Origin of the sequence: Massilia sp. YIM B02763 (assembly GCF_030412015.1) — a bacterium.
Taxonomy (GTDB): domain Bacteria; phylum Pseudomonadota; class Gammaproteobacteria; order Burkholderiales; family Burkholderiaceae_D; genus Telluria.
On the sequence record NZ_JASNRD010000001.1, the window covers coordinates 290,195 to 310,419 of the forward strand.

Genomic DNA, 20,225 nt, shown 5'->3' on the forward strand with positions numbered 1-20,225 from the left:
AGGACACATCAAAGGGATTCGGGTGGCCAACGCCCCCGCCGCCTGTGCCTGCAGCGAAGAGCAACCCCGACGTTTGCGGTACACTGCGCCCTTTTCGATTCCGCTCCCGTCCATGTTCGCCGTCCCCTCCCTCGACGTCGCCGCCGCCCTCAAGACGCTCGTGCTGACGCTCGACCTGCTGGGCACCTTCGTGTTCGCCCTCAGCGGCGCCGTGGCCGGCGTGCGCCGCCGGCTCGACCTGTTCGGCGTGCTCGTGCTGTCCTTCGTCGCCGCCAACTCGGGCGGCATCGTGCGCGACCTGCTGATCGGCGCCACGCCGCCGGCCGCCATCCGCGACTGGCGCTACCTGGCCGTCTCGCTGCTGGCCGGCGGCCTGATCTTCTTCTGGTATCCGGTCATCAAGCGCCTGCGCCATCCCGTACTGTTGTTCGACGCGGCCGGCCTGGCGCTGTTCTGCGTGGCCGGCGCCCAGAAGGCCCTCGTGTTCGGCCTGGAACCGGTAATGGCGGCGCTGCTGGGCATGCTGACGGGGGTGGGCGGCGGCGTGGCCCGCGACGTGCTGCTGTCCGAGATCCCGGCGGTGCTGCGCGCGGAAATCTACGCGGTGGCTGCGCTGGCCGGCGCCAGCGTCGTGGTGGCCGGCGCCGCCCTCGGCCTGCCCAGCACGGCGAGCGCCTGCGCCGGCGCGGCGCTGTGCTTCGGCCTGCGCCTGGCTGCGATCCGCTACGACTGGCACCTGCCCGTCGCGCGCGCGTCCGGGCAGGCGGCGGCGGACGCCGACGCTGCAGAACGGCGCTGACGCGGCCCTGCGTCAGCGCAGATTGCCCGTGTGCCCCAGCGAATAGCGCCCCGGTTGCGGCCACACTGTCAGGCCATGCGGTTCGCCGCCCACCTTCACCTGGCGCACGCTGCCATCCTGCGTGTCGAAGCGGTAGACGACGTCGTCGAAGCGGCCCGACAGCCACAGCCAGCGGCCGTCTGCGCTGACGTTGCCCATGTCGGGGCTGCCGCCGCCCGGGATCGTCCAGCGCGCCACGATCTTTTCGCTCGCGAAGTCCATCACGGCCACGCTGCCCGGTCCGTGGCGCTTGCCGTGGATGCGGTGCGTGCCGCGGTTGGCGATGTACAGGAAACGGCCGTCGCGGCTCGGGTACAGGCCGTGGGTGCCCAGGCCGGCGGGAATGAAGCCGACCTGGCGGAAGCTGGCGCCGTCGATCACATGGACGCCGTCGGCATCCATGTCCGCGACGTAGAAGCGCTTGCCGTCCGGCGAGATGCGCACGTCCTGGGGCATGCCCTTCCTGGCCGAGCAGACCTCGTCGGCGCCGGGGATGCCGGGCGCAGAACCTTCGCGCAGGCGCGTTTGCGGCATGGCCAGCTTCAGGTAGCCGGCCACCTTGTGGGCCACCATGTCGATCTTGGCCACGCCGCCGTCGAACTCGCAGGTGAACAGCGCGTAGCGGCCGTCGATCGAGAACTCGGCGTGGTTGATGCCGCCGCACTGCGGCACGTCGATCGCGTACTGCATCGCCATCGTGTGCGGGTCGCGGAAGTCCAGCCGGTGGCGCGCCTCGGCCACCACGATGGCCGAGCGGCCGTCCGGCGTGAAGTACATATTGTAGGGATCGTCGACGGCGAGCGCCTTGCCCGGCTTGCCCGTGCGCGGGTCGATCGGCGTCAGGCTGCCGTCGTTGCGCCGTTCGGCATTGTTCGCGACCCACAGCGTGCGCAGGTCCCAGGACGGGATCACGTGCTGCGGCGCCTCGCCCACCTTGAAACGGTCGACCACCTTGAGCGTGGCAGGATCGATGACGCTGACGTCGTTGGTGCGCAGGTTCGGCACGTAGACCCGTTCCAGGTCGCCGCGCACGGCGGCGGACAGGTGCGCCGCGCCGATCTCGCTGTACAGGTTGCGGGCGTCGACGACGGGCGGCATGCCCGGCACGGTGGCGACCGGGGCGGGCTTGGTGGCGGCGGAGGGCGTCGCCGCGGTGCTGGCGCCGATGGCGGCGGCGACGGCGGCGGCGGCCAGGGTGAGCGCCAGGCAGGCGCCGGCGGTACGCTTGATGGACACGATGGACTTGTTCACGGTTGCTTGGACGGGTGTTCGGGTGACTTGGTTTGCCGCTCGGCGCGGATCGCGGCGACGGAGGCATCGACGATGCGCGCCACGCCCAGTTGCCCGAGCGCGGCCGTGGCGCGGGTCGGGTCGCCGCGCACGCCGCCAGCGGCCCCGGCCCTGGCGCCGGCCGCCAGCTGGTCCTGGCGCACCAGCGACGGGTCGACGGCGAGCGACAATGCGGTGTCGGCGAGGCCGGCGTGCAGGCCGATCTCGGCGTCGCCGTAGCCGCGCCGTTTCAGGTCGGCCACGTAGGCGTCCTGCGTGGCCTGGTAGTAGGCGTCCAGCGCGTGCACCCGGCATGCGGGGCCGGCGCTGCCGCCGCGGGCCAGGCGCGCGGCCACTTTTTCCTCGCCGGCCTGGTAGCCGCCGTGGTCGCCCAGGAAGAAGACGTCGCGGATGCCGTGCGCGCAGAAGCTCCTGGCCGTCCCCTCGAGCACCGCCTCGAACGCGGCCGCGGGAATCGAGATCGTGCCGGGGTAGCGCATATGGCCCTGCGGCGGCGCGATCGCCCCTTCCGGCACATAGGCGATGACGGGCGCGACGACGGCGTCGCCCAGGCGCTCGGCGATGCGCCCGGCCAGCACGCGGGCGCGCACGTTGTGCTTGCCCAGCGCCATGTGCGGGCCGCTTTGCTCGGTGCCGCCGATGGGCACGAGCACGGTGGTGGCGCCGGCGGCGATGCGCGCGGCCAGTTCCGGCGAGGTCAGGTCTTCCACGTACACGCTGGCGGCGCCGGCGCCGGCCTGCGCGCCGGATACCGCCAGCGCGAGAACGCATGCCAGCGCTCGCGCCAGCCGTCTGTGTTGCAGGTAAGGCATTGGTTCCCGCATTGCTCCGCGCATTCTTTCCATTTCCAGATAGTGCTCGACGTCAACACCATTGTAGGCCAAGGGGCCGGGTCGGCGCCAATGATGGACAAGCTGTAACGTTCGGCCCGCTGCAAGCGGGGGCAAGCACCCGTCCCTGCGGGCCCCGGGGCAAATCGAAGGGTCCGCCAGCAGAAAAGGAAAAAACGAGGGAAAATAACGACTTACGTTATTTTTGCTGTCATCCTCATGTCCAATTCCGCTTATTCCTCCCTGCGTCCGCGCGTCGACATCACGCCGAAGCCGCTGGGCGTGTCGCTGTTCCTGATCGTGCTCGGGGCCTGGTACCTCGCGCAGGCCGTCAGCCCGCGCCAGGCCGCCCTGTACGTCGTCGGCGCCCTGCTCGGCGTCACCCTGTACCACGCGGCGTTCGGCTTCACCTCGGCCTGGCGCGTCTTCATCGCGGACGGCCGCGGCGCCGGCCTGCGCGCACAGATGCTGATGCTGGCCGTCGGCGTCGCCCTGTTCTTCCCGGCCCTGTCGGCCGGCACGCTGTTCGGCAATCCCGTTACCGGCCTGGTGCAGCCCGCCGGCACCTCGGTGATCGTCGGCGCCTTCATTTTCGGCATCGGCATGCAGCTGGGCGGCGGCTGCGCCTCCGGCACGCTGTACACGGTCGGCGGCGGCAGCACCCGCATGATCGTCACGCTGATCGGCTTCATCGTCGGCTCCCTGATCGGCACGGCGCACATGCCGTTCTGGACGGCGCTGCCGCAACTGAAGCCGATCTCGCTCGTCAGCACGCTGGGCCTGGCCCCCGCACTGGTGCTCAATTGGGCCGTGTTCGCGCTGATCGTGGCCGTGACCGTCGTCGTCGAGAAGCGCCGCCATGGCCGCCTGGTCGCCTCGCACGCGCAGCCGAAGCATGTGTCGCCCTGGCTGCACGGCCCGTGGCCGCTGGCCGCAGGCGCCCTCGCCCTCGTCGTGCTGAACTTCGCCACGCTGGCGCTGTCGGGCCGTCCCTGGGGCGTGACCTCGGCGTTCGCGCTGTGGGGCGCGAAGGCCGCCGCCGCCGTCGGCATCGACACCGCGAGCTGGACCTACTGGTCGACCAAGGCGAACGCCGCCGCGCTGGCCGCGCCCATCTCGCAGGACGTGACGTCCGTGATGGACATCGGCATCGTGCTGGGCGCCATGCTGGCGGCGGCGCTGGCCGGCCGCTACGCGCCGGTATGGCGCATCCCGCTGCGCTCCTTCGTCGCGGCCGTCGTCGGCGGCTTGCTGCTGGGCTATGGCGCGCGCCTGGCCTACGGCTGCAATATCGGCGCGTATTTCAGCGGCATCGTATCGGGCAGCCTGCACGGCTGGCTGTGGCTGGTGGCGGCCTTCCTGGGCAACGTCTTCGGCACGCGCCTGCGTCCGCTGTTCGGGCTCGAGGTCGAGCGCGTCAAGCCGACCGCCTGCTGAGTCCTGGCAGATAAAAAAAGCCGCGGCCGTTCTCGGAACGGGCCGCGGCTTTTTTGTTGCCGTCCTGCGGTCGTCAGACTTTCGCCGTCGCACCCGGCGTTGCCGAACGTCCCAGGAAGGCTTGCGTGACTTCCGGCATGTGTTCCAGCAGCCAGGCCGCCATGGCCTTTTCCTGCACGAGGATCTGTTCGCATGCGCTCTGCGTGGCCGTATCGCCGACCGCCTGGGCCGCCGCGATCAGCGTCGTGTAGGTGGCGATCTCGATGTTCTCGAACACGTAGCCGGCCATGGCGCCCTTGACGACCTCGTCGCTGGCCGTCATGCCGCCGATCGCCTGGCCCATCGCCATCAGCTTGCCGCCGAGGTCCTTGACGACGGAATTGCTGATGTCGCGGCGGCCCAGGATCTCGTCCAGCATCCCTTGCTGCCAGCGGGTTTCCTCGATGTGCTGCACGATGCGCTCGCGCAGGGCCGGATAGTGTTCGAGCCGATCGGCTTGCGCCTTGAGCATTTTTTCCGCTTGCTGCTCCATGGCGTGCGCGTCCCGCAGCCAGTCGTTCAGGTTTTCGTCTGCCGTCGTCGTCATTGCGTCCTCCGGTATCGGTGAGTGGGTGGTCGGCGCGGGCTTGCCCTGGCGCCATCTGTCTTGCGAAGCAGTACCGGGATGCAACGGCAAGGAGCGGCATGCCGGACGTTCGCCACCGCCCAAGCTTGGCAGACCGCGCGGGGCGTGTTTGTTAAGTACCCCACGCTGGGAGGGATCTTTCGCGCACACGGATGCGGTATGATCGGCAACAAACGGAACGACACCACCGAGCCAAACGGAGCGCGCCATGGGCCAGATCACCCACCTCGTCGGCAGCCGTACCTACACCTTTCCGGACTTGCGCGACCTGCTCGCCAAGGCCACGCCGGCCCGCTCCGGCGACTACCTGGCCGGCGTGGCGGCCGCGAGCAGCGAAGAACGGGTGGCCGCGCAGATGGCGCTGGCCGACCTGCCACTGACGGCGTTCCTGGACAACGCCGTCGTGCCCTACGAAACGGACGAGGTCACCCGCCTGATCCTCGATACCCACGACGCCGCCGCGTTCGCGCCCATCCGTTCGCTGACCGTGGGCGCCCTGCGCGACTGGCTACTGGGCGACACGGCCGACACGGCGGCGCTGGCACGCATCGCACCGGGCATCACGCCGGAGATGGCCGCCGCCGTCTCGAAGATCATGCGCATCCAGGACCTCGTGCTGGTGGCGAGGAAATGCCGCGTCGTGACGCGCTTTCGCAACACGATCGGCCTGCCCGGCACGCTGTCCACGCGGCTGCAGCCGAACCATCCGTTCGACGACGCCTCCGGCATCGCGGCCAGCCTGTTCGACGGCCTGATGTACGGCAGCGGCGACGCCGTCATCGGCGTCAATCCCGCCACCGACAACGTGCAGCAGGTCGTCAAGCTGGTCGGCATGCTGGACGAGATCATCGCCCGCCACGCGATCCCGACCCAGTCCTGCGTGCTGACCCACGTGACCAATACCATCGCCGCCATCGAACGGGGCGCGCCCGTGGACCTCGTGTTCCAGTCGATCGCCGGGACGCAGGCGGCCAACGCCAGCTTCGGCATCGACCTGGCCCTGCTGCGCGAGGCGCGCGCCGCCGCCCTGTCGCTGGGCCGCGGCACCGTCGGCGACAACGTCATGTATTTCGAGACGGGCCAGGGCAGCGCCCTGTCGGCCAATGCCCACCACGGCCTCGACCAGCAGACCTGCGAGGCGCGCGCCTATGGCGTGGCGCGGGCCTTCCAGCCCTTGCTGGTCAACAGCGTGGTCGGCTTCATGGGGCCGGAATACCTGTACGACGGCAAGCAGATCATCCGCGCCGGCCTGGAAGACCATTTCTGCGCCAAGCTGCTGGGCCTGCCGATGGGCTGCGACGTGTGCTACACCAACCATGCGGAGGCGGACCAGGACGACATGGACGTGCTGCTCACGATGCTGGGCACGGCCGGCGTGACCTTCGTGATGGGCGTGCCGGGCGCGGACGACGTCATGCTGAACTACCAGACGACGTCCTTCCACGACGCCCTGTACGCGCGCCGCGCGCTGGGCCTGCAGCCGGCGCCGGAATTCCTCGCCTGGCTGCGCGACCTGGGTATCTTCACGGACGAGGACCGGGTCACGCTGGGGAGGACGGTGCCGCCACCGTTCCGCCACCTGCTCGCATCCTGAAGGAGACGACATGGACGAAATGCACGACATGCCTGCCGCGGCCAGTCCCTGGGAAGCGCTGCGCCGCTTCACGCCGGCTCGCATCGCCCTGGGTCATACCGGCATCAGCCAGCGCACGGCGACCCAGCTCGACTTCCAGCTGGCGCACGCCCGCGCCCGCGACGCCGTCCACGTGCCCCTCGATGCCAAGGCACTGCAGCGCGCGCTGCACACTGCCTGGCCCGCGTCGCCGTCGCCATCGCCGCCCGTGATTGCGCACAGCGCGGCCGCGGACCGCCACGTCTACCTGCAGCGGCCCGACCTGGGGCGCCGGCTCGACGCTGCCTCGCACGCCGCGCTGGCCGCGCTGGCATCGCTCGGCGGCAGCCGCGACCTGGGCATCGTCGTCGCCGACGGCTTGTCGGCGCCGGCCGTCGCCCGCCACGCGGCGCCGTTCCTGGCGGCGCTGCGCGGCCGCCTGGCGGCCGACGATTGGACGCTGGCGCCGCCCGTCGTCGTGCGCCAGGGACGCGTGGCCATCGGCGACGAGATCGGCGAACTGCTGGGCGTGCGGATCGTCCTCGTGCTGATCGGAGAGAGGCCCGGCCTCAGCTCGCCCGACAGCATGGGCTTGTACTTGACCTGGGCGCCGCGCCGCGGCCTGACCGACGAGCGCCGCAACTGCATCTCGAACATCCACGCGGCGGGGCTGGGCTACGACGAGGCGGCCACCAGGCTGCATTACCTGATGACGGAGGCGCGCCGGCGCGGCCTGTCCGGCGTCGCGCTGAAGGACGAGACGGACAACACGAACGACCGCGTCGCGACGGCGGACGGTGCACCGCCCCTGCTCCTGTAGGCGTCAGCGGAAGGCGTAGCGCACGCCCGCGCGGAAGGTGCGCGGCGCGCCCGGCGCGAAGAAGGTCGCGTTGACTACCGTGGCATTGTCGCCGCTGGCCGAGAATGGCCGCGCGATGAAGTTGCCCTCGGGCGTGAGACCCGTCGCGTTCAGCTGCGCCGCCGTCGCATAGCGGCGGTCGAACAAGTTGTCCACCTGGGCGAACAAGCGCAGGCGCGGCGCCGCCTCGTAGGTGGTGCCCAGGTCGAATACGGCGTAGCCGCCCGTGCGCCCACTGCCGACGTAGTAGATGCCGTCGGGCTGGTGGCCGCCGTTCTCGTTGCCGCGCGCCGTGGCCCCCGACAGCGCCAGCATGCCCGCCTCCACCGACCAGGCGGGCGTGAGCTGCCAGTCGGCACGCGCCTTGAACACGTGGCGCGGGACCAGGGGCAGGCGGTCGCCCGCGCGGACCGCGATATTGCCGTCCTCGTCGGCGCTGCTGTTGGCGGCGCCGCCCAGCAGCTCGCCGCTCCTGAACGTGGCGTCCAGGTACGTGTAGTGGGCGGAAAAGGACAGCGCTGCGGCATGCCCATCCAGCCCCAGCTCGATGCCCTGGCGCCGGGTCCTGCCGACGTTGCGGAAGTAGCCGAAGCCCGCCGCGTCGTCCGCCACGAACAGGATGTCGTCGACGTTATCGGCGCGGAACACGCCGGCGCTCCAGTGCGTGCCGCCCGACAGCGTGCCGCGCAGGCCACCTTCCCAGGTCTTCGTGACCACCTGGCGCAGCGGTGGATCGCCGGCCATCGCGTTGGGCAGCTTGCACGGATTCTCGGGGTCGGCGCAGCCCAGTTCGATCGCGGTGGGCGTCCGGCTGCCCTCGTTGTAGCCGGCATACAGGTTCAGCGCGCGCGACACCGCCCAGGTGGCGCCGACGGCCGGGTTGAAGCGGCTGAAGCGGTGGTCGCCGTCGAGCGAGCCGGGGCCGCCGCCGGGCTGGATGCGGTCGCGGTTGTGCACCGTCGTGCGGTTGTAGCGGCCGGACAGCGTCAGGTCCAGCGCGCCGATGCTCACCGTGTCGCTCGCGAACGCGCTGGCCGTGCGGGTGCGGCCGCGCAGGTCGACGCGGGCGTCGATCGGGACGCCGTCGTCGTCGAACGCGCTGCCGTCGGCGAAGAAATCGACCGGCGTCACGCTGCGGTCCGGGTTCAGGTAGCCGAATTGCGCGGACTGCAGGAAGTCGACGCGGCTCGCGTCGAAGGCGGCGCCGGCCACGAACTGGCTGCGCCGTCCGCCGAGCTGTCCGGACCAGGTGGCCTGCGCACTGGCGCCGTACTGCTGCTGGCGGCTGTCGCTGCGATTGAGCATGCCGTTGCACTTCTCGGCCGGCTCGTCGTCCAGCAGGACGTTGGCGATGCAGCGCCAGAACGGGAACGGCGTGTTCGCCGCATTCGCGCCGCTCGCGGGGAAACCCGTGTAGCCGGCCGCCGCGAGCGCCGCCCGTTCCGCGGCGCCCGGCTGGTAGACCGACTGGTCGAACGCATCGTCGTTCATGTCGCCGTTCAGCGTGGCCGTGCGGATCCGGCGGTAATACACGTTGCCGGACAACTGGACGTCGTCCGTCGCCTGGTGGCTCCCCGACAGGTTCAGCAGCAGCGACCGGTTGCGGGTCTGGTCCGGCGACGTGTAGATGCTGGCGTAGTCGCGTGCGAGCAGGCGGCCGTCCTGCAGGCCGTTGCCCGTCAACTTCGAGCGCGCGTAGGCGACGCCGAGCGCGATATCGCTGCGGCCGTCCTGCCAGCCGACCTTGGCGAACAGCTGGCCGAGCCGCGACGGCGAGGCGTCGCGCCAGCCATCGTCGCGGTAGCCCGTGCCGGCGACATACCAGTGCCATCCGCGCGCATTGCCGCCGCCGTGTTCGACCTCGACGTCCTTGCGGCCGTAGCGGCCGGCCTGCAGCTGCACGGACGTGCCGGGATCGCGATGGCCGTCCTTGGTGCGGATGGCGATGGCGCCGCCCAGCGTGTTCAGGCCGAACAGGGGGTTCGACCCGGGCATCAGGTGCACGGAGCCGATGGCGACGCGCGGGATCAGGTCCCAGCTGACGACGTCGCCGAACGGCTGGTTCACGCGCACGCCGTCCAGGTAGACGGACAGTCCCTGCGGGGTGCCGAGCAGCGGCGAGGCGGTGAAGCCGCGGAAGCTCACGTCCGGCTGGAAGGGGTTGCCCTGGATGTCGTTGACGAAGACGCTGCCCAGCCGGCGGTTCAGCGCGTCCGGCAGGTTGGCGCCGTCCGTGCCGGTGGCGGCGGCGCCGTCCAGTGTCTGCACGTTGGCGGGGATCTTCTCGCGTGCCAGGCCCACGCCGGGCAGCGGCGTCAGGCCGATGATCTCGACGACGTGCGGCGCCGCCGTCGTGCCCGCCGGATCGTCCAGCGCCCATGCCGGGCCGCCGGGCCAGCCGGCCCCGATGGGGACGGCGATCGCGGCGGCGATGGCGGCAAGCGTCGCGGCGGGCCGCGGGCGGGCGGTGGTGCGAAACGTCATGGCGGGGTCTCCTGTTCTTGTTCGGCATGCCTGCCCTGCGGACGCGCCGGTCCGCGCTCAGGTCCGCGCTCCGGTCCGCTATTGTGCCGATTATTCCAAGAACGCCCGCGCCGCCGCTAGGGAAAAATTCCCGACGTGCGCCGCGTCCGCGTGGCACGAGGCTTGCATCGATGTCCACAAACGACAACGATGCGAGGAGACCATGGACTTGCGCCGCCGCCTGATCGGCTCCGTCGGCCTGCTGCTGGGCTGCCTGCTGGCCGTGACCGCCGTCATCCAGCTGCTGTCGCTGCGCAGCGACATCGACGCCGAAGTCGGCGCCTCGGCGGAACTGGTGAACGTGCTGCTCGCCGCCGGCAATGCCCAGCCGGGCCTGGACGAGCGCCTGGCCCGGGCCCGGCTGCGCCACCTGAGCATCCGCACGGCGGCGCAGCCGGCACCCGCGAACGCGCCCCACCCGCTGCTCGCCCGGCTCGGACTGGGGCCACCGGCATGGCCCGAGCAGGAAATCCGCATCGGCGGCCAGGTGCTGTACATCGCGCCGAATCCCCATTCCGAGATCGGGGAGCGGCTGCAGGACACTGTCCGGATCTGGAACACCCTGCTGTTCTTTTTCGGAACAACCCTGCTCGTCACCTGGTGGTGCGCCGACCGCGCGCTGGCGCCCGTGCGCGAACTGGAGGCCAGCCTGCACCGGCTGGCACGGGGCGAACCGGACCCTGCCCTGCCCGCCTTCGCCTTGCGCGAATTCGGCCGCGTGGCGCGCGCCATCGAGCACCTGGCCGGCGCGCTGGCCGAGGCGCGCGCCGCCCAGCGCGGCCTGGCGCAGCGCCTGATCACCGTGCAGGAAGACGAGCGGCGCGCCCTGGCGCGCGAACTGCACGACGACATGGGCCAGTCGCTGGCCGCCCTGAACGTGACGGCGGCCTACCTGGGGCGCAATGCCGGGCGGTTGACGAGCGCCGCGGTGGCCGAATGCGCGGCCGACCTGCGGCGCGACCTGCGCAGCTGCAGCGAGCACCTGCGCGCGATGCTGCGCATGCTGCGTCCGCACGGCCTGCACGCGAGCGGCCTGGCGCAGACGCTGCGCGAACTGGTGCGGGGCTGGCAGGGGCGCCACACGGAGGTCGCGTTCGCGCTGGATGTCCCCGACGCGCTGCCCGACATCGACGATGCGACGGCGCTGGCCGTCTACCGCGTGGTGCAGGAAGCCGTGACCAACGTCGTGCGCCACAGCGGGGCGCGCCACTGCGCCATCCGGCTGGCGGCCGCCTGTCCTGGCCTGCTGCTGGAAGTGGCCGACGACGGCCGCGGCCTGCCCGACGGCGTCGCCAGCCACGGCGGCCTGCTGGGGATGCGCGAGCGCGTGGCCATGGCCTGCGGCCGCCTGGACACCGTGCCGAATCCGTCCGGCGGGCTGCGCCTGCGCGCCACCTTCCCCTTGCCGGCCCCCGCCAATTCCCCGTCCGCCACCGCCGAAGGAGTCCATCCATGATCCGCATCATCCTGGTCGACGACCACGCCGTCGTGCGCAGCGGCTATCGGCGCCTCTTGTGCGCGGAGCCGGATTTCGACGTCGTCGGCGAAGCGGCCACCGTGCAGGAAGCGAATGCCCTCCTGCAGCGTGTCCATCCCGACGTCGCCGTGGTCGACCTGAGCCTGAAGAACAGCAGCGGCCTGGAGGCCATTGCCGGGATGGCCGCGCGCCTGCCGCAACTGCGCATCCTGGTACTGTCGATGCACGACGGCGCCGGCCACCTGGCCCAGGCGCTCAAGGCCGGCGCGCACGGCTACCTGACCAAGTGCAGCGAACCGGAGGAAGTCATCGACGGCATCCGCGGCGTGGTGCGCGGACGGCGCGTGCTGTCGCGCGACATGCGGGACGCGGCACGCGAGGGCGGCGACGAGGCGCTGCACGACCTGAAGCCGCGCGAATTCGAACTATTGCGCTTGCTCGTGCAGGGGGAATCCGTGCAGGACATCGCCACCGCGATGCACCTGAGCCCGAAGACGGTATTGAACTACCTGACGGCGATCCGGCAGAAGCTGGGTGCCGACAACGACTTCAAGCTGATGCACCTGGCGGCGCGCTCTGGCCTGGTGGATTTCGGGGCGGCGGCGCCGACCTGACACCGCGGGAGGTTCAGAACGTCACCGCGCTCCAGGGATCGGCGCATTTGTGGTCGGCCTCGAAGCTGGCCAGCGCCTTGATCCCGCCGCTGGAGGCCACGTCCAGGCCCAGTACCCGGTCCGGGCCCGTGAACGGGGGCCAGGCGGCCGGCACGTCGGCGCCGCGGTTCGGATCGCCGCTGCGCGCGAAATTGGTCCAGTAGCGGGTCATCGCCGCCTGCAGCTGGCGCTGTTCGTCGTTGGCGAGCGGCCCCAGGTTGTACAGGTACTGGAAATCGTAGGAATGGCCGGCGCCCTGGGGGAAGCTGAGGTAGTACTTGCCCTGGTCGACGCCCACCAGCGGCGTCGCCGTCCGGTCGCGGAATTCGTACATCCAGGCGGGCGACTTCTGGCTTGCCACGCGCTGGGCGACCCGCAGCGCCGGGCAGGCGAAACCCAGGTCGGTGCCGAGCGCGCTGACGGCAAGGCTGGGCTGCAGCGCCGGATCGGCGCCATAGGCGGCCAGCGGATACCAGGTCGCGACCAGGTCGGACGCCGCCACGTCCGCGCCCGCCGTCAGGCCCGCGACCGTCGGCGCATAGGCCGCCGCCGGCAGGGCGAAGCGGGTATCGCCCGGATCGAGATTCGGCGGCGCGGCGGCGGCCCGGCGCGCCGCCTCGGCGATCGCGATATACAGCGTGTACTCGTCCCGGTTGGTGCCGTTGATGAGCGGGACCTTGAGATTCTCGCCGGCGGCGAACGCCGCCTTCACCGACTTGGGCAGCACGCTGCCGTCGACCGACGGCACCATGACCGGCAAGGCCGCGTAGATCGCCTGCGCCAGGTAGGTGCGCACCACCGGTTCCGGCAGGCTGCGCAGGCAGGCCGCCGTCACGGCGCCGGGCGCGCAGGTGATCCCCTGCACGCCGGCCGCCTGCGCGGCGCGGATCGCATCGTCGACGATCGCCGCGCTCGCGCTGCCCATCTGTGGCCCCGTCAATTGGCGGTCGTTGCCGTAGTTCCCGCTTTGCACGATCGCCTTCTGGAACAGGCCCCTGGAGCCGGGCGCGGCGAGGTGCGCCATCACGCTGAAGCCGCCGGCCGATTCGCCGAACAGCGTCACGTTGTTGCGGTCCCCGGCGAAGTGCGCGATGTTGTCGCGCACCCAGGTCAATGCCGCCTGCTGGTCCATGATGCCGTAGTTGCCCGCGCTGCCGCCGGCCGCCAGCGCCGGGTGCGCGAGAAAGCCCATCGCGCCCAGGCGGTAGGCGACGTTCACGACGATCACGCCCTTCGTCACCAGCGGCGACGGATCCATGTAGGCGATCGGCCCACCCGTATTGAATGCGCCGCCGTGGATATTGACCATGACGGGAAACGGCCCCTGCCCAGCGGGCGCATGGACGTCGAGGTAAAGGCAATCCTCGCTGTCGCCGGCCAGCCGGTACGGGCTTTCGCTGGTCTGCAGGCAGGGCGCGGCGGAGGCGGTCCGGGCCAGCGGCGCCGTCCATGTTTGCGGCGGCGCCGGTGGCGCCCAGCGCAGCTCGCCCACGGGCGGCGCGGCGAACGGGATGGCGAAATAGCTGCGCATGCCGGCCCGGTCGACGGCCACGACGTCGCCGGCCGCCGTATGGGCAAGGTCGGGCGCGCGCGTGGGGTCGCCCGATGGATCGTCGCCATGGCAGGCGGCGAGCGCGGCGGCACATGCGACCAGCAGGCAGGCATGCAGGCACGTTGCTGGGATGGATGTCACCGAAAGGGTCTTCACTGGGCGGCTCCTTGCGTGGGCAATCGCGATGCTGGCGGAAGAATGCAGTGCCGCGCTACCGTAGCATATCCACTGCACCCGATTGCTCACCAAATATCACTTCCGATCGGGGCGTAGCGGTCCGCATACGAAAAAAAAGCTCGCCGAAGCGAGCTTTTCTTGCCACGTGAAGCGCTCAGGGAGCCGCCTTCGCAACGGCGGCCGGCGAGGCCGGCGCCGCGTTCTTCACGTACTTGTCGAACCAGCGCAGCATCTCGACCACCAGCTGCTCGTTCGACTCGCGCGCCGCATACCAGTGCGGCTCGTGCGGGAGCATCACCAGGCGCGTGGTGCCGCCGTTGCCGCGGATCGCCTCGTACAGCTTGGTCGACTGCAGCGGGGTCGTGCCCGGATTGGCGTCGTCGGCGCCGTGCACGATCAGCAGCGGCGTCTTGAGCTTGTCGGCATAGAAGAAGGTCGAGGCCTTGGTGTAGACGTCCGGCGCTTCCCACACCGAGCGGCGCTCGTTCTGGAAGCCGAACGGCGTCAGCGACTTGTTGTACGAGCCGCTGGTAGCGGCGCCGGCGCGGAACAGGTCCGAGTGCGCCAGCAGGTTCGCCGTCATCAGCGCGCCGTGGCTGTGGCCCGTCACGCCCACGCGGTTCGGGTCCGTCACGCCCAGGCGCACGGCCTCGTCGACGGCCGCCCTGGCGTTCGCGACCAGCTGCTCCGTGTAGGTGTCGTAGGCCTTGCGCGGGTCGCCGACGATGGGGAAGGCGGCGCTGTCGATGATGGCGTAGCCCGACAGCAGCAGCAGGCGGTACTGGCGCAGGCGCGTGAACGTCGCCTGCGAGCCGGTCGTCTGGCCGGCCTTCGACGCGTCCGCATAGTCGAGCGGATAGGCGTTCAGGATCGTCGGCAGGCGCGTTCCCTCCTGGTAGCCCGGAGGCGTGTACAGCGTGAACGACAGGTCGATGCCGTCCGCGCGCTTGTACTTCACGAGACGCTTCTTGATCTGGCGTACCTGCGGCACCGGATCGACGAGGTGGGTCAGCGCGACGCTGCTCGATGCATAGTTCGGCTCGCCGGCCGGCGCCGTCGTCGCGGCGCCCACCGTGCGTACGAAGGCGTTCGGGGTTTCCGTCGCCGATTGATACCAGGTCAGCAAGCGCCGCGTGTCGTTGCCGGCGAAGCCGATGAACTGTTCGTACGACGTCGCGGTGCTGCGGTACAGGCGCTCGCCCTGCCGCGTGTTCAGGTCGAACCGGTCGAGGAACGGACGGTCGCCGTCGGGCGATGCGCCCATGCCGGACAGGTAGATCGCGTCGCCATCGACGCGGATCACGGAAAAGCCGTTGGCCAGCAGGCGGCGCACCGGCGTGCCCGGGTTGGCGTAATGCTCGTCGCTCGACATGTCCCAGATCAGGCGGCGCGAGTCCTGCGGATGGTCGACGTCGATCTGCCAGGTGCGGCGCCACTTGCGGTTGACGTCGTAGTCGCCCAGCAGCGTCACGCCCGGCTTCTCGCTCCAGGCCAGGCCCGCGTAACGCTGTTCGGTGCGCGTGATTTCCACGGGCGCGCCGTCGAACGGCGCCTTCAGCATCATCAGCTTGTCGCGTTCGGCCGCCTTGACGTTCGGGTCGCCGCCGTCCAGCGCCTCGGCCCAGACCAGCGTTGCCGCCTCGGTGGGACGCCACGTGAAGCCGCGCGGACCCGTCGGCACGCCGCGGTTCGGCACGCGGTCGGCCAGCGGCAGCGCGGCGATCTCGCGTACGACGGGGTTGGCGGCCTTCCCGGCTTTAGCAGGCGCCTTCAGGTCCCACAGGTCGACCCGCTTCGGGAAGCGGTCGAAGGTCGTGACGTAGGAATACGGCGGGCGGATCTCCGTCACCACCGCGTGGTTGCCGTCCGGCGCGACGTCCAGTTCCTCGTACAGGCCGGGCTTGCCGACCGGCGTGATCCTGCCGCTGGCGACATCCACCAGCGCCAGCTGCGACGTGCCGTAGTAGTCGAACAGTGCTTCGTCGTGACGGTTGCGCAGCGTGTCGCGGTTTTCATAGGTGCTGCTCTGGCCATAGGTGCTGCTCTGGCCCTTGGTACCCAGCGATTCCTGGATGCCCGGACCGTCCGAGCCCGGCGGTGCCTCGGGCGGCGCCTTGTGCGCGGACACCAGCTTGACCAGCAGCGTCTTCTGGTCCGGCATCCACTGCACCTGGTCGCCGAACATCTGGTTCAGGCGCACGCCCGGCAGCTTGCGCACGGCGCCCGTCCTGGCGTCGCCCACCCACAGTTCCACCGCGTCGGCGGCGATGTTCTCGAACACGAAGCGCTCGCCGTCGGCGCTCCAGACGGGGCGGCGCGGGCAGGCGTTCGCCGGCAGCTTGACGGATGTCTGCCTGCCGTCGGCGACCTGCACCAGGTCGATCGCGCTCACGCAGGGCGGGATGCCGTAGCCGCCCGGCGTGTCGTGCTGGGCGCGGTTGGCCGGTTCGATGCGCACCCCGGCCAGGCGCAGGAACGGCGCGGCGACCTTGGCGATCGAGGGATAATCGTCCATCGTCACCAGCATCAGCCTGTCGCGCGTGGGGCTCAGCGACGGCGTCGGCGGCGGGGGCGCGCGCATCACGTCGAGGATCTCCTTGGGCGGCTGATTGTAGGCGCTCGGGGCGCCGGCGATGGTCGTCGTGGACGGCGCCGTCGCCTTCGGCGCGGCCAGTGCCGCGGGCGCGATGCAGATTGCAAGCGCCGCGCTTGCGAAGCCGCGCAACAGGTGTTGTCCCTGCATGGAATTCTCCCCGTTTTATCGAGTGCATCAATACACGGAGAGCGCTGTGCTCCTCGCGCGTGACATTTAACATTGCCACAAAAATATTTTGATGGCAACGATAAATTTCGCAGAAGAAACTTCAGACTGCGATAACGGCCGCCGGCACATGGCGTACGCCGCAGGCCGCGCATGCCGCATGCTCCGCGGCCGCCCGCCTTCCGGGCGGTGCCGATTGCCCGTCCGCGCCCTACAATAGGGCGGCGCGGCCGGGCACTCCGCACCGGCGCCTACCAGGAGAACAGCATGTCCAACGCAAGGGAACGATTCGACGCCATCATCATCGGGGTGGGCCAGGCGGCCTCCGCCCTGGCCAACCGCCTGTCCGCCGCCGGCATGACCGTGGCCGTCATCGAACGCCGCGCGGTCGGCGGCACCTGCGTCAACGTGGGCTGCACGCCCACCAAGTCCATGGTCGCGAGCGCCCGCGTCGCGCGCCTGGCCGCGCGTGCGGGAGAGTACGGCGTCGCCATCCCGGGCACGCCAGTCGTCGACATGGGGGCGGTGAACGACCGCACCAGCGCCATCGTCGGCAAGAGCCGCGCGGGCCTGGAGCGCTGGATCGGCGGCCTCCCTGGCGTCACGCTGATCCGCGGCCATGCGCGCTTCGAGAGCGCGCGCACGGTCCGGGTGGACGGCAGGCTGCTCGAGGCCGACAAGGTCTTCATCAACGTGGGCGGACGCGCCTCGGCATCGAACATCGAAGGACTCGACCAGGTCTCCTGGCTGAGCAGCAGCGACATGGTGGCGCTGCGCGAGGTGCCGCGCCACCTGGTCGTCATCGGCGGTAGCTACATCGGCCTGGAGTTCGCGCAGATGTTCCGCCGCTTCGGCGCGCAAGTGACCGTAATCGAGCGCGGCGCTGGCCTGATGCCGCGCGAGGACGGCGAAGTCTCCGACGAGATCCGCGCCATCCTCGAGGCCGAAGGCGTCGTCTTCAAGCTGGACGCCGAATGCATCCGCGTGCGCCCGCATCCGGAAGGCGCGGCCGTCATCACGCACGGCGGCAAGGAGGAAACGGTCGGCAGCCACGTGCTGGTGGCGGCCGGCCGCGTGCCCAACACGGACGACCTGGGCCTGGACAAGGCCGGCGTGCGCACGGGCCCGCACGGCCACATCGAGGTCGACGAGCGCCTGGCGACGAACGTCCCCGGCATCTGGGCGCTGGGCGACTGCAACGGCCGCGGCGCGTTCACCCACACGGCCTACAACGACTACGAGATCGTCGCCGCCAACCTGCTGGACGGCGAGCCGCGCTCGGTGAACGACCGCATTCCCGTCTACGCGCTGTACACCGATCCGCCGCTGGGGCGCGTCGGCATGACGGAGGAACAGGCGCTGGCGCAGGGCCGCACGGTCCGCGTCGGCAAGCGCCCGATGACGCGCGTGGGCCGCGCCGTCGAAAAGGGCGAGCGCCAGGGTTCGATGCGCATCGTCGCCGATGCGCACACCGACGAGATCCTGGGCGCCGCCATCCTCGGACCGGGCGGCGACGAGGCCGTGCACATGGTGCTGGCCGCGATGGCGGCGAAGATGACGAGCCGCCAGCTGACCCACGTGGTGGCGATCCACCCGACCGTGTCCGAACTGATTCCCACGATCGCGGGCGAACTGGGCGAACCGGTCGCGCCGGCTGCGCGCGCCGGCTGACCTGCGCCGGCTGACCTGCGCAGGCTGACGTTCGCCGGCTACCCTGCGCCAACCGACGCGGGCAGCCGGCCGGGCCGCTACTTCTTCATGCGGGCATTGGAAATGGTGCGGAACTCCGGCTCGGGCACGAAGCCGTCGCGGTTCGGCATCTTCACCTTGGGCAGCGTGTGCCGGTCCAGCACCGTGTTCGCCGGCACGACGCCGTTCGCGTTCAGCAGGTAGGCCGCGAGCGCGTAGTAGTCGCTGTCGGACAGCGATCCCGGCGCCTGGTAGGGCATGGCGCGGCGGATGTAGTCGTACAGCGTGGTGGCATACGGCCAGTAGCTGCCCACCGTCTTGATCGGATGGTCGGTGGCGAGGCTGCCCACGCCGCCCACCAGGCGGTCGTTGGTGCCGCCCACGCCGCCCGCGCCATGGCAGGCGGCGCAGTTCGCCTCGAACAGCTTCTTGCCCTGGGCGACGCTGCCCTTCCCGTCGGGCAGCCCGGTGCCGTCGGGCAGCACGTCGATATTCCACGACTTGACCTCGGCCGGCGTCGCCGCGCGGCCGAATTGCGCCGCCGCGTCGGGTGCGGCGGCATGGACGTGCGCGCCGATCGCCAGCGCGGCGCATGCGAGCAAATGCTTAGGCGAGGACATTGGTCACCTTCCCTTCCGTATCGATGCCCCAGGTCTGCTGGGCGTTGTAGTGGAACAGCGCGTTTTCGCCCATCATGGCGACGAACGCCTCGCGGGTGGGCTGCACGAAGCCCTTGTCGTCGGTGGCGCGGCTGGCGATGCGGGCCGGCTTGCCGTCCCAGTTCCAGTCCGCGTCGAAGCGCACCTGGGCCTTGTGCAGCACGGGCGCGTTGATGCGCGCCTCGCGCCAGCTGGCGCCGCCGTCCATGCTGACCTCGACCTTGACGATCTTGCCGCGGCCGCTCCAGGCCAGGCCCGTGATGCGGTTGTAGCCGGGGCGGATGCGCATGGTGCCGGACGGCGCCGTGATCACCGAATTGACTTCCTGGTACAGCTGGAACTGGCGCGCCTTCCCGCTCGGCAGCAGCTGGGTATAGCGGTCCGTTTCCCAGCGCGTCATGGTGGGCTGGTCGCCGAACTTCAGGCGGCGCAGCCACTTGATGCTGAGGTTCCCCTCCATGCCCGGGACGAACAGGCGGATCGGGAACCCGTGGGCCGGACGCAGCGGCTCGCCGTTCTGCGCATAGGCGACGAAGACCTCGTCGAGGATCTCGTCGGTGAGGGGAATGCTGCGCGCGACACCCGCCGCGTCGCCGCCCTCGGCCAGCATCCAGGTGGACTTCGGATCGGCCCCGACCAGGTCCATCAGGTAGGCCAGCTTGACGCCCGTCCACTCGTGCATGCTCACGAGGCCATGCGTGTCCTGGACCGTCAGGCCGGGATCCGCCTTCTTCCAGTTCTCCCAGCCGTTGCCCGAGCATTCCATGAAATGGATGCGCGACACGGACGGCATGGCGCGCAGGTCGTCCACGGACAGCACGAGTTCCTTCTTCGTCATGCCGTGGATCAGCAGGCGGTGCTTGGACGGATCCAGGTCCGGCGAGCCCGAATGGCTGCGCTCGTAGTGCATGTCCGACGGCGTGATGGTGCCGGACAGCTTGTCGAGCGGCGTCTTGGAATTGATCGCCAGGCCAAGGTCCACCTTCAGCTTACCGGGCGCGGCCTCCAGCACGCGGTCCAGGTGCACGTACTGCGAACGGTCGCTCACCGGCCCGACCGGGGCGCCGAGCGCGCGTTGCGGCACGTCGGCCAGGGTCTCGGCCAGGGCGGGCGCCGCGATCATGCCGGCGCCCGCGGCGCCCAGGAACTTGCGCCGCGTGAGGACGGCGCTGGCGCCCAGGAGCGCCTGCTTTTCCTTGTCACTGATTGTCATCGATGGTCTCCACAGGATAAAAAAAATCGG

At 70.5% G+C, this 20,225-nt stretch carries 15 protein-coding genes; 7 read left to right on the plus strand and 8 right to left on the minus strand.

All coding sequences use genetic code 11. The features are described from left to right. Positions 1-112 precede the first annotated feature (112 nt). A complete protein-coding gene (locus QPK32_RS01240; RefSeq protein ID WP_290410962.1) occupies positions 113-799 on the plus strand; it encodes a trimeric intracellular cation channel family protein in 687 nt (228 codons plus the stop codon). A 12-nt stretch (positions 800-811) separates the two neighbouring features. On the opposite strand, the gene QPK32_RS01245 is transcribed toward QPK32_RS01240, so the two are convergent. Both QPK32_RS01245 and QPK32_RS01250 read right to left on the minus strand, forming a co-directional pair. Further along, the gene (locus tag QPK32_RS01245) at positions 812-2,089 is read right to left on the minus strand and encodes a hypothetical protein (RefSeq protein WP_374046680.1); all 1,278 of its coding nucleotides are present in this window, start codon (positions 2,087-2,089) and stop codon (positions 812-814) included. Continuing rightward, positions 2,086-2,940 carry a creatininase family protein gene (locus QPK32_RS01250; protein ID WP_290410963.1) on the minus strand — a complete coding sequence of 285 codons (855 nt, stop codon included), beginning with the start codon at positions 2,938-2,940 and terminating at the stop codon, positions 2,086-2,088. The genes QPK32_RS01245 and QPK32_RS01250 overlap by 4 nt, the downstream gene beginning before the upstream one ends. Before the next feature lie 237 nt (positions 2,941-3,177). Here QPK32_RS01250 and QPK32_RS01255 point away from each other — a divergent pair, with 237 nt between their 5' ends. Next, the gene (locus QPK32_RS01255; protein ID WP_290410964.1) at positions 3,178-4,395 is read left to right on the plus strand and encodes a YeeE/YedE family protein; all 1,218 of its coding nucleotides are present in this window, start codon (positions 3,178-3,180) and stop codon (positions 4,393-4,395) included. A 73-nt stretch (positions 4,396-4,468) separates the two neighbouring features. Here QPK32_RS01255 and QPK32_RS01260 read toward each other — a convergent pair whose 3' ends face one another. Next, positions 4,469-4,981, minus strand: a complete 513-nt coding sequence (locus QPK32_RS01260) for a ferritin-like domain-containing protein (protein WP_290410965.1) — start codon at positions 4,979-4,981, stop codon at positions 4,469-4,471. 247 nt (positions 4,982-5,228) lie between these two features. Here QPK32_RS01260 and QPK32_RS01265 point away from each other — a divergent pair, with 247 nt between their 5' ends. Together QPK32_RS01265 and eutC are read left to right on the plus strand one after the other, a co-directional pair. Next, positions 5,229-6,614: an ethanolamine ammonia-lyase subunit EutB gene (locus QPK32_RS01265; RefSeq protein WP_290410966.1), complete on the plus strand. Its 1,386-nt coding sequence runs from the start codon at positions 5,229-5,231 to the stop codon at positions 6,612-6,614. A 19-nt stretch (positions 6,615-6,633) separates the two neighbouring features. Continuing rightward, positions 6,634-7,452, plus strand: a complete 819-nt coding sequence (eutC, locus tag QPK32_RS01270) for an ethanolamine ammonia-lyase subunit EutC (protein ID WP_374046690.1) — start codon at positions 6,634-6,636, stop codon at positions 7,450-7,452. 3 nt (positions 7,453-7,455) lie between these two features. On the opposite strand, the gene QPK32_RS01275 is transcribed toward eutC, so the two are convergent. Then, positions 7,456-9,975 carry a TonB-dependent receptor gene (locus QPK32_RS01275; protein WP_290410968.1) on the minus strand — a complete coding sequence of 840 codons (2,520 nt, stop codon included), beginning with the start codon at positions 9,973-9,975 and terminating at the stop codon, positions 7,456-7,458. A 202-nt stretch (positions 9,976-10,177) separates the two neighbouring features. Between QPK32_RS01275 and QPK32_RS01280 the strand changes: the two genes are divergently transcribed. Then, positions 10,178-11,470: a sensor histidine kinase gene (locus QPK32_RS01280; protein ID WP_290410969.1), complete on the plus strand. Its 1,293-nt coding sequence runs from the start codon at positions 10,178-10,180 to the stop codon at positions 11,468-11,470. Beyond that, entirely contained in the window at positions 11,467-12,105 is a 639-nt protein-coding gene (locus tag QPK32_RS01285; protein WP_290410970.1) for a response regulator transcription factor, read from the plus strand. The genes QPK32_RS01280 and QPK32_RS01285 overlap by 4 nt, the downstream gene beginning before the upstream one ends. Before the next feature lie 13 nt (positions 12,106-12,118). Here QPK32_RS01285 and QPK32_RS01290 read toward each other — a convergent pair whose 3' ends face one another. Next, on the minus strand, positions 12,119-13,852 hold the full coding sequence (locus tag QPK32_RS01290; RefSeq protein WP_290410971.1) for a carboxylesterase family protein: 1,734 nt from the start codon (positions 13,850-13,852) through the stop codon (positions 12,119-12,121). 175 nt (positions 13,853-14,027) lie between these two features. Next, entirely contained in the window at positions 14,028-16,616 is a 2,589-nt protein-coding gene (locus QPK32_RS01295) for a S9 family peptidase (protein ID WP_290410972.1), read from the minus strand. A gap of 285 nt (positions 16,617-16,901) precedes the next feature. Between QPK32_RS01295 and QPK32_RS01300 the strand changes: the two genes are divergently transcribed. Further along, a complete protein-coding gene (locus tag QPK32_RS01300) occupies positions 16,902-18,305 on the plus strand; it encodes an FAD-containing oxidoreductase (protein WP_290410973.1) in 1,404 nt (467 codons plus the stop codon). 77 nt (positions 18,306-18,382) lie between these two features. Here the strand turns inward: QPK32_RS01300 and QPK32_RS01305 are convergent, their stop codons facing one another. Together QPK32_RS01305 and soxC are read right to left on the minus strand one after the other, a co-directional pair. After that, positions 18,383-18,943: a c-type cytochrome gene (locus QPK32_RS01305; RefSeq protein WP_290410974.1), complete on the minus strand. Its 561-nt coding sequence runs from the start codon at positions 18,941-18,943 to the stop codon at positions 18,383-18,385. Then, positions 18,930-20,195, minus strand: coding sequence for a sulfite dehydrogenase (gene soxC, locus QPK32_RS01310; protein WP_290410975.1), 1,266 nt, complete (start codon positions 20,193-20,195; stop codon positions 18,930-18,932). The genes QPK32_RS01305 and soxC overlap by 14 nt, the downstream gene beginning before the upstream one ends. Positions 20,196-20,225 lie beyond the last annotated feature (30 nt).

Excerpts from the sequence above, each read along its gene's own strand:
- QPK32_RS01295 (WP_290410972.1), bottom strand. The coding sequence starts at position 16,616 with ATGCAGGGACAACACCTGTTGCGCGGCTTCGCAAGCGCGGCGCTTGCA.
- QPK32_RS01275 (WP_290410968.1), bottom strand. The coding sequence starts at position 9,975 with ATGACGTTTCGCACCACCGCCCGCCCGCGGCCCGCCGCGACGCTTGCC.
- QPK32_RS01280 (WP_290410969.1), top strand. The coding sequence starts at position 10,178 with ATGGACTTGCGCCGCCGCCTGATCGGCTCCGTCGGCCTGCTGCTGGGC.
- QPK32_RS01285 (WP_290410970.1), top strand. The coding sequence starts at position 11,467 with ATGATCCGCATCATCCTGGTCGACGACCACGCCGTCGTGCGCAGCGGC.
- QPK32_RS01300 (WP_290410973.1), top strand. The coding sequence starts at position 16,902 with ATGTCCAACGCAAGGGAACGATTCGACGCCATCATCATCGGGGTGGGC.
- QPK32_RS01240 (WP_290410962.1), top strand. The coding sequence starts at position 113 with ATGTTCGCCGTCCCCTCCCTCGACGTCGCCGCCGCCCTCAAGACGCTC.
- QPK32_RS01255 (WP_290410964.1), top strand. The coding sequence starts at position 3,178 with ATGTCCAATTCCGCTTATTCCTCCCTGCGTCCGCGCGTCGACATCACG.
- QPK32_RS01260 (WP_290410965.1), bottom strand. The coding sequence starts at position 4,981 with ATGACGACGACGGCAGACGAAAACCTGAACGACTGGCTGCGGGACGCG.
- soxC (WP_290410975.1), bottom strand. The coding sequence starts at position 20,195 with ATGACAATCAGTGACAAGGAAAAGCAGGCGCTCCTGGGCGCCAGCGCC.
- QPK32_RS01250 (WP_290410963.1), bottom strand. The coding sequence starts at position 2,940 with ATGCCTTACCTGCAACACAGACGGCTGGCGCGAGCGCTGGCATGCGTT.
- QPK32_RS01305 (WP_290410974.1), bottom strand. The coding sequence starts at position 18,943 with ATGTCCTCGCCTAAGCATTTGCTCGCATGCGCCGCGCTGGCGATCGGC.
- QPK32_RS01265 (WP_290410966.1), top strand. The coding sequence starts at position 5,229 with ATGGGCCAGATCACCCACCTCGTCGGCAGCCGTACCTACACCTTTCCG.
- eutC (WP_374046690.1), top strand. The coding sequence starts at position 6,634 with ATGCACGACATGCCTGCCGCGGCCAGTCCCTGGGAAGCGCTGCGCCGC.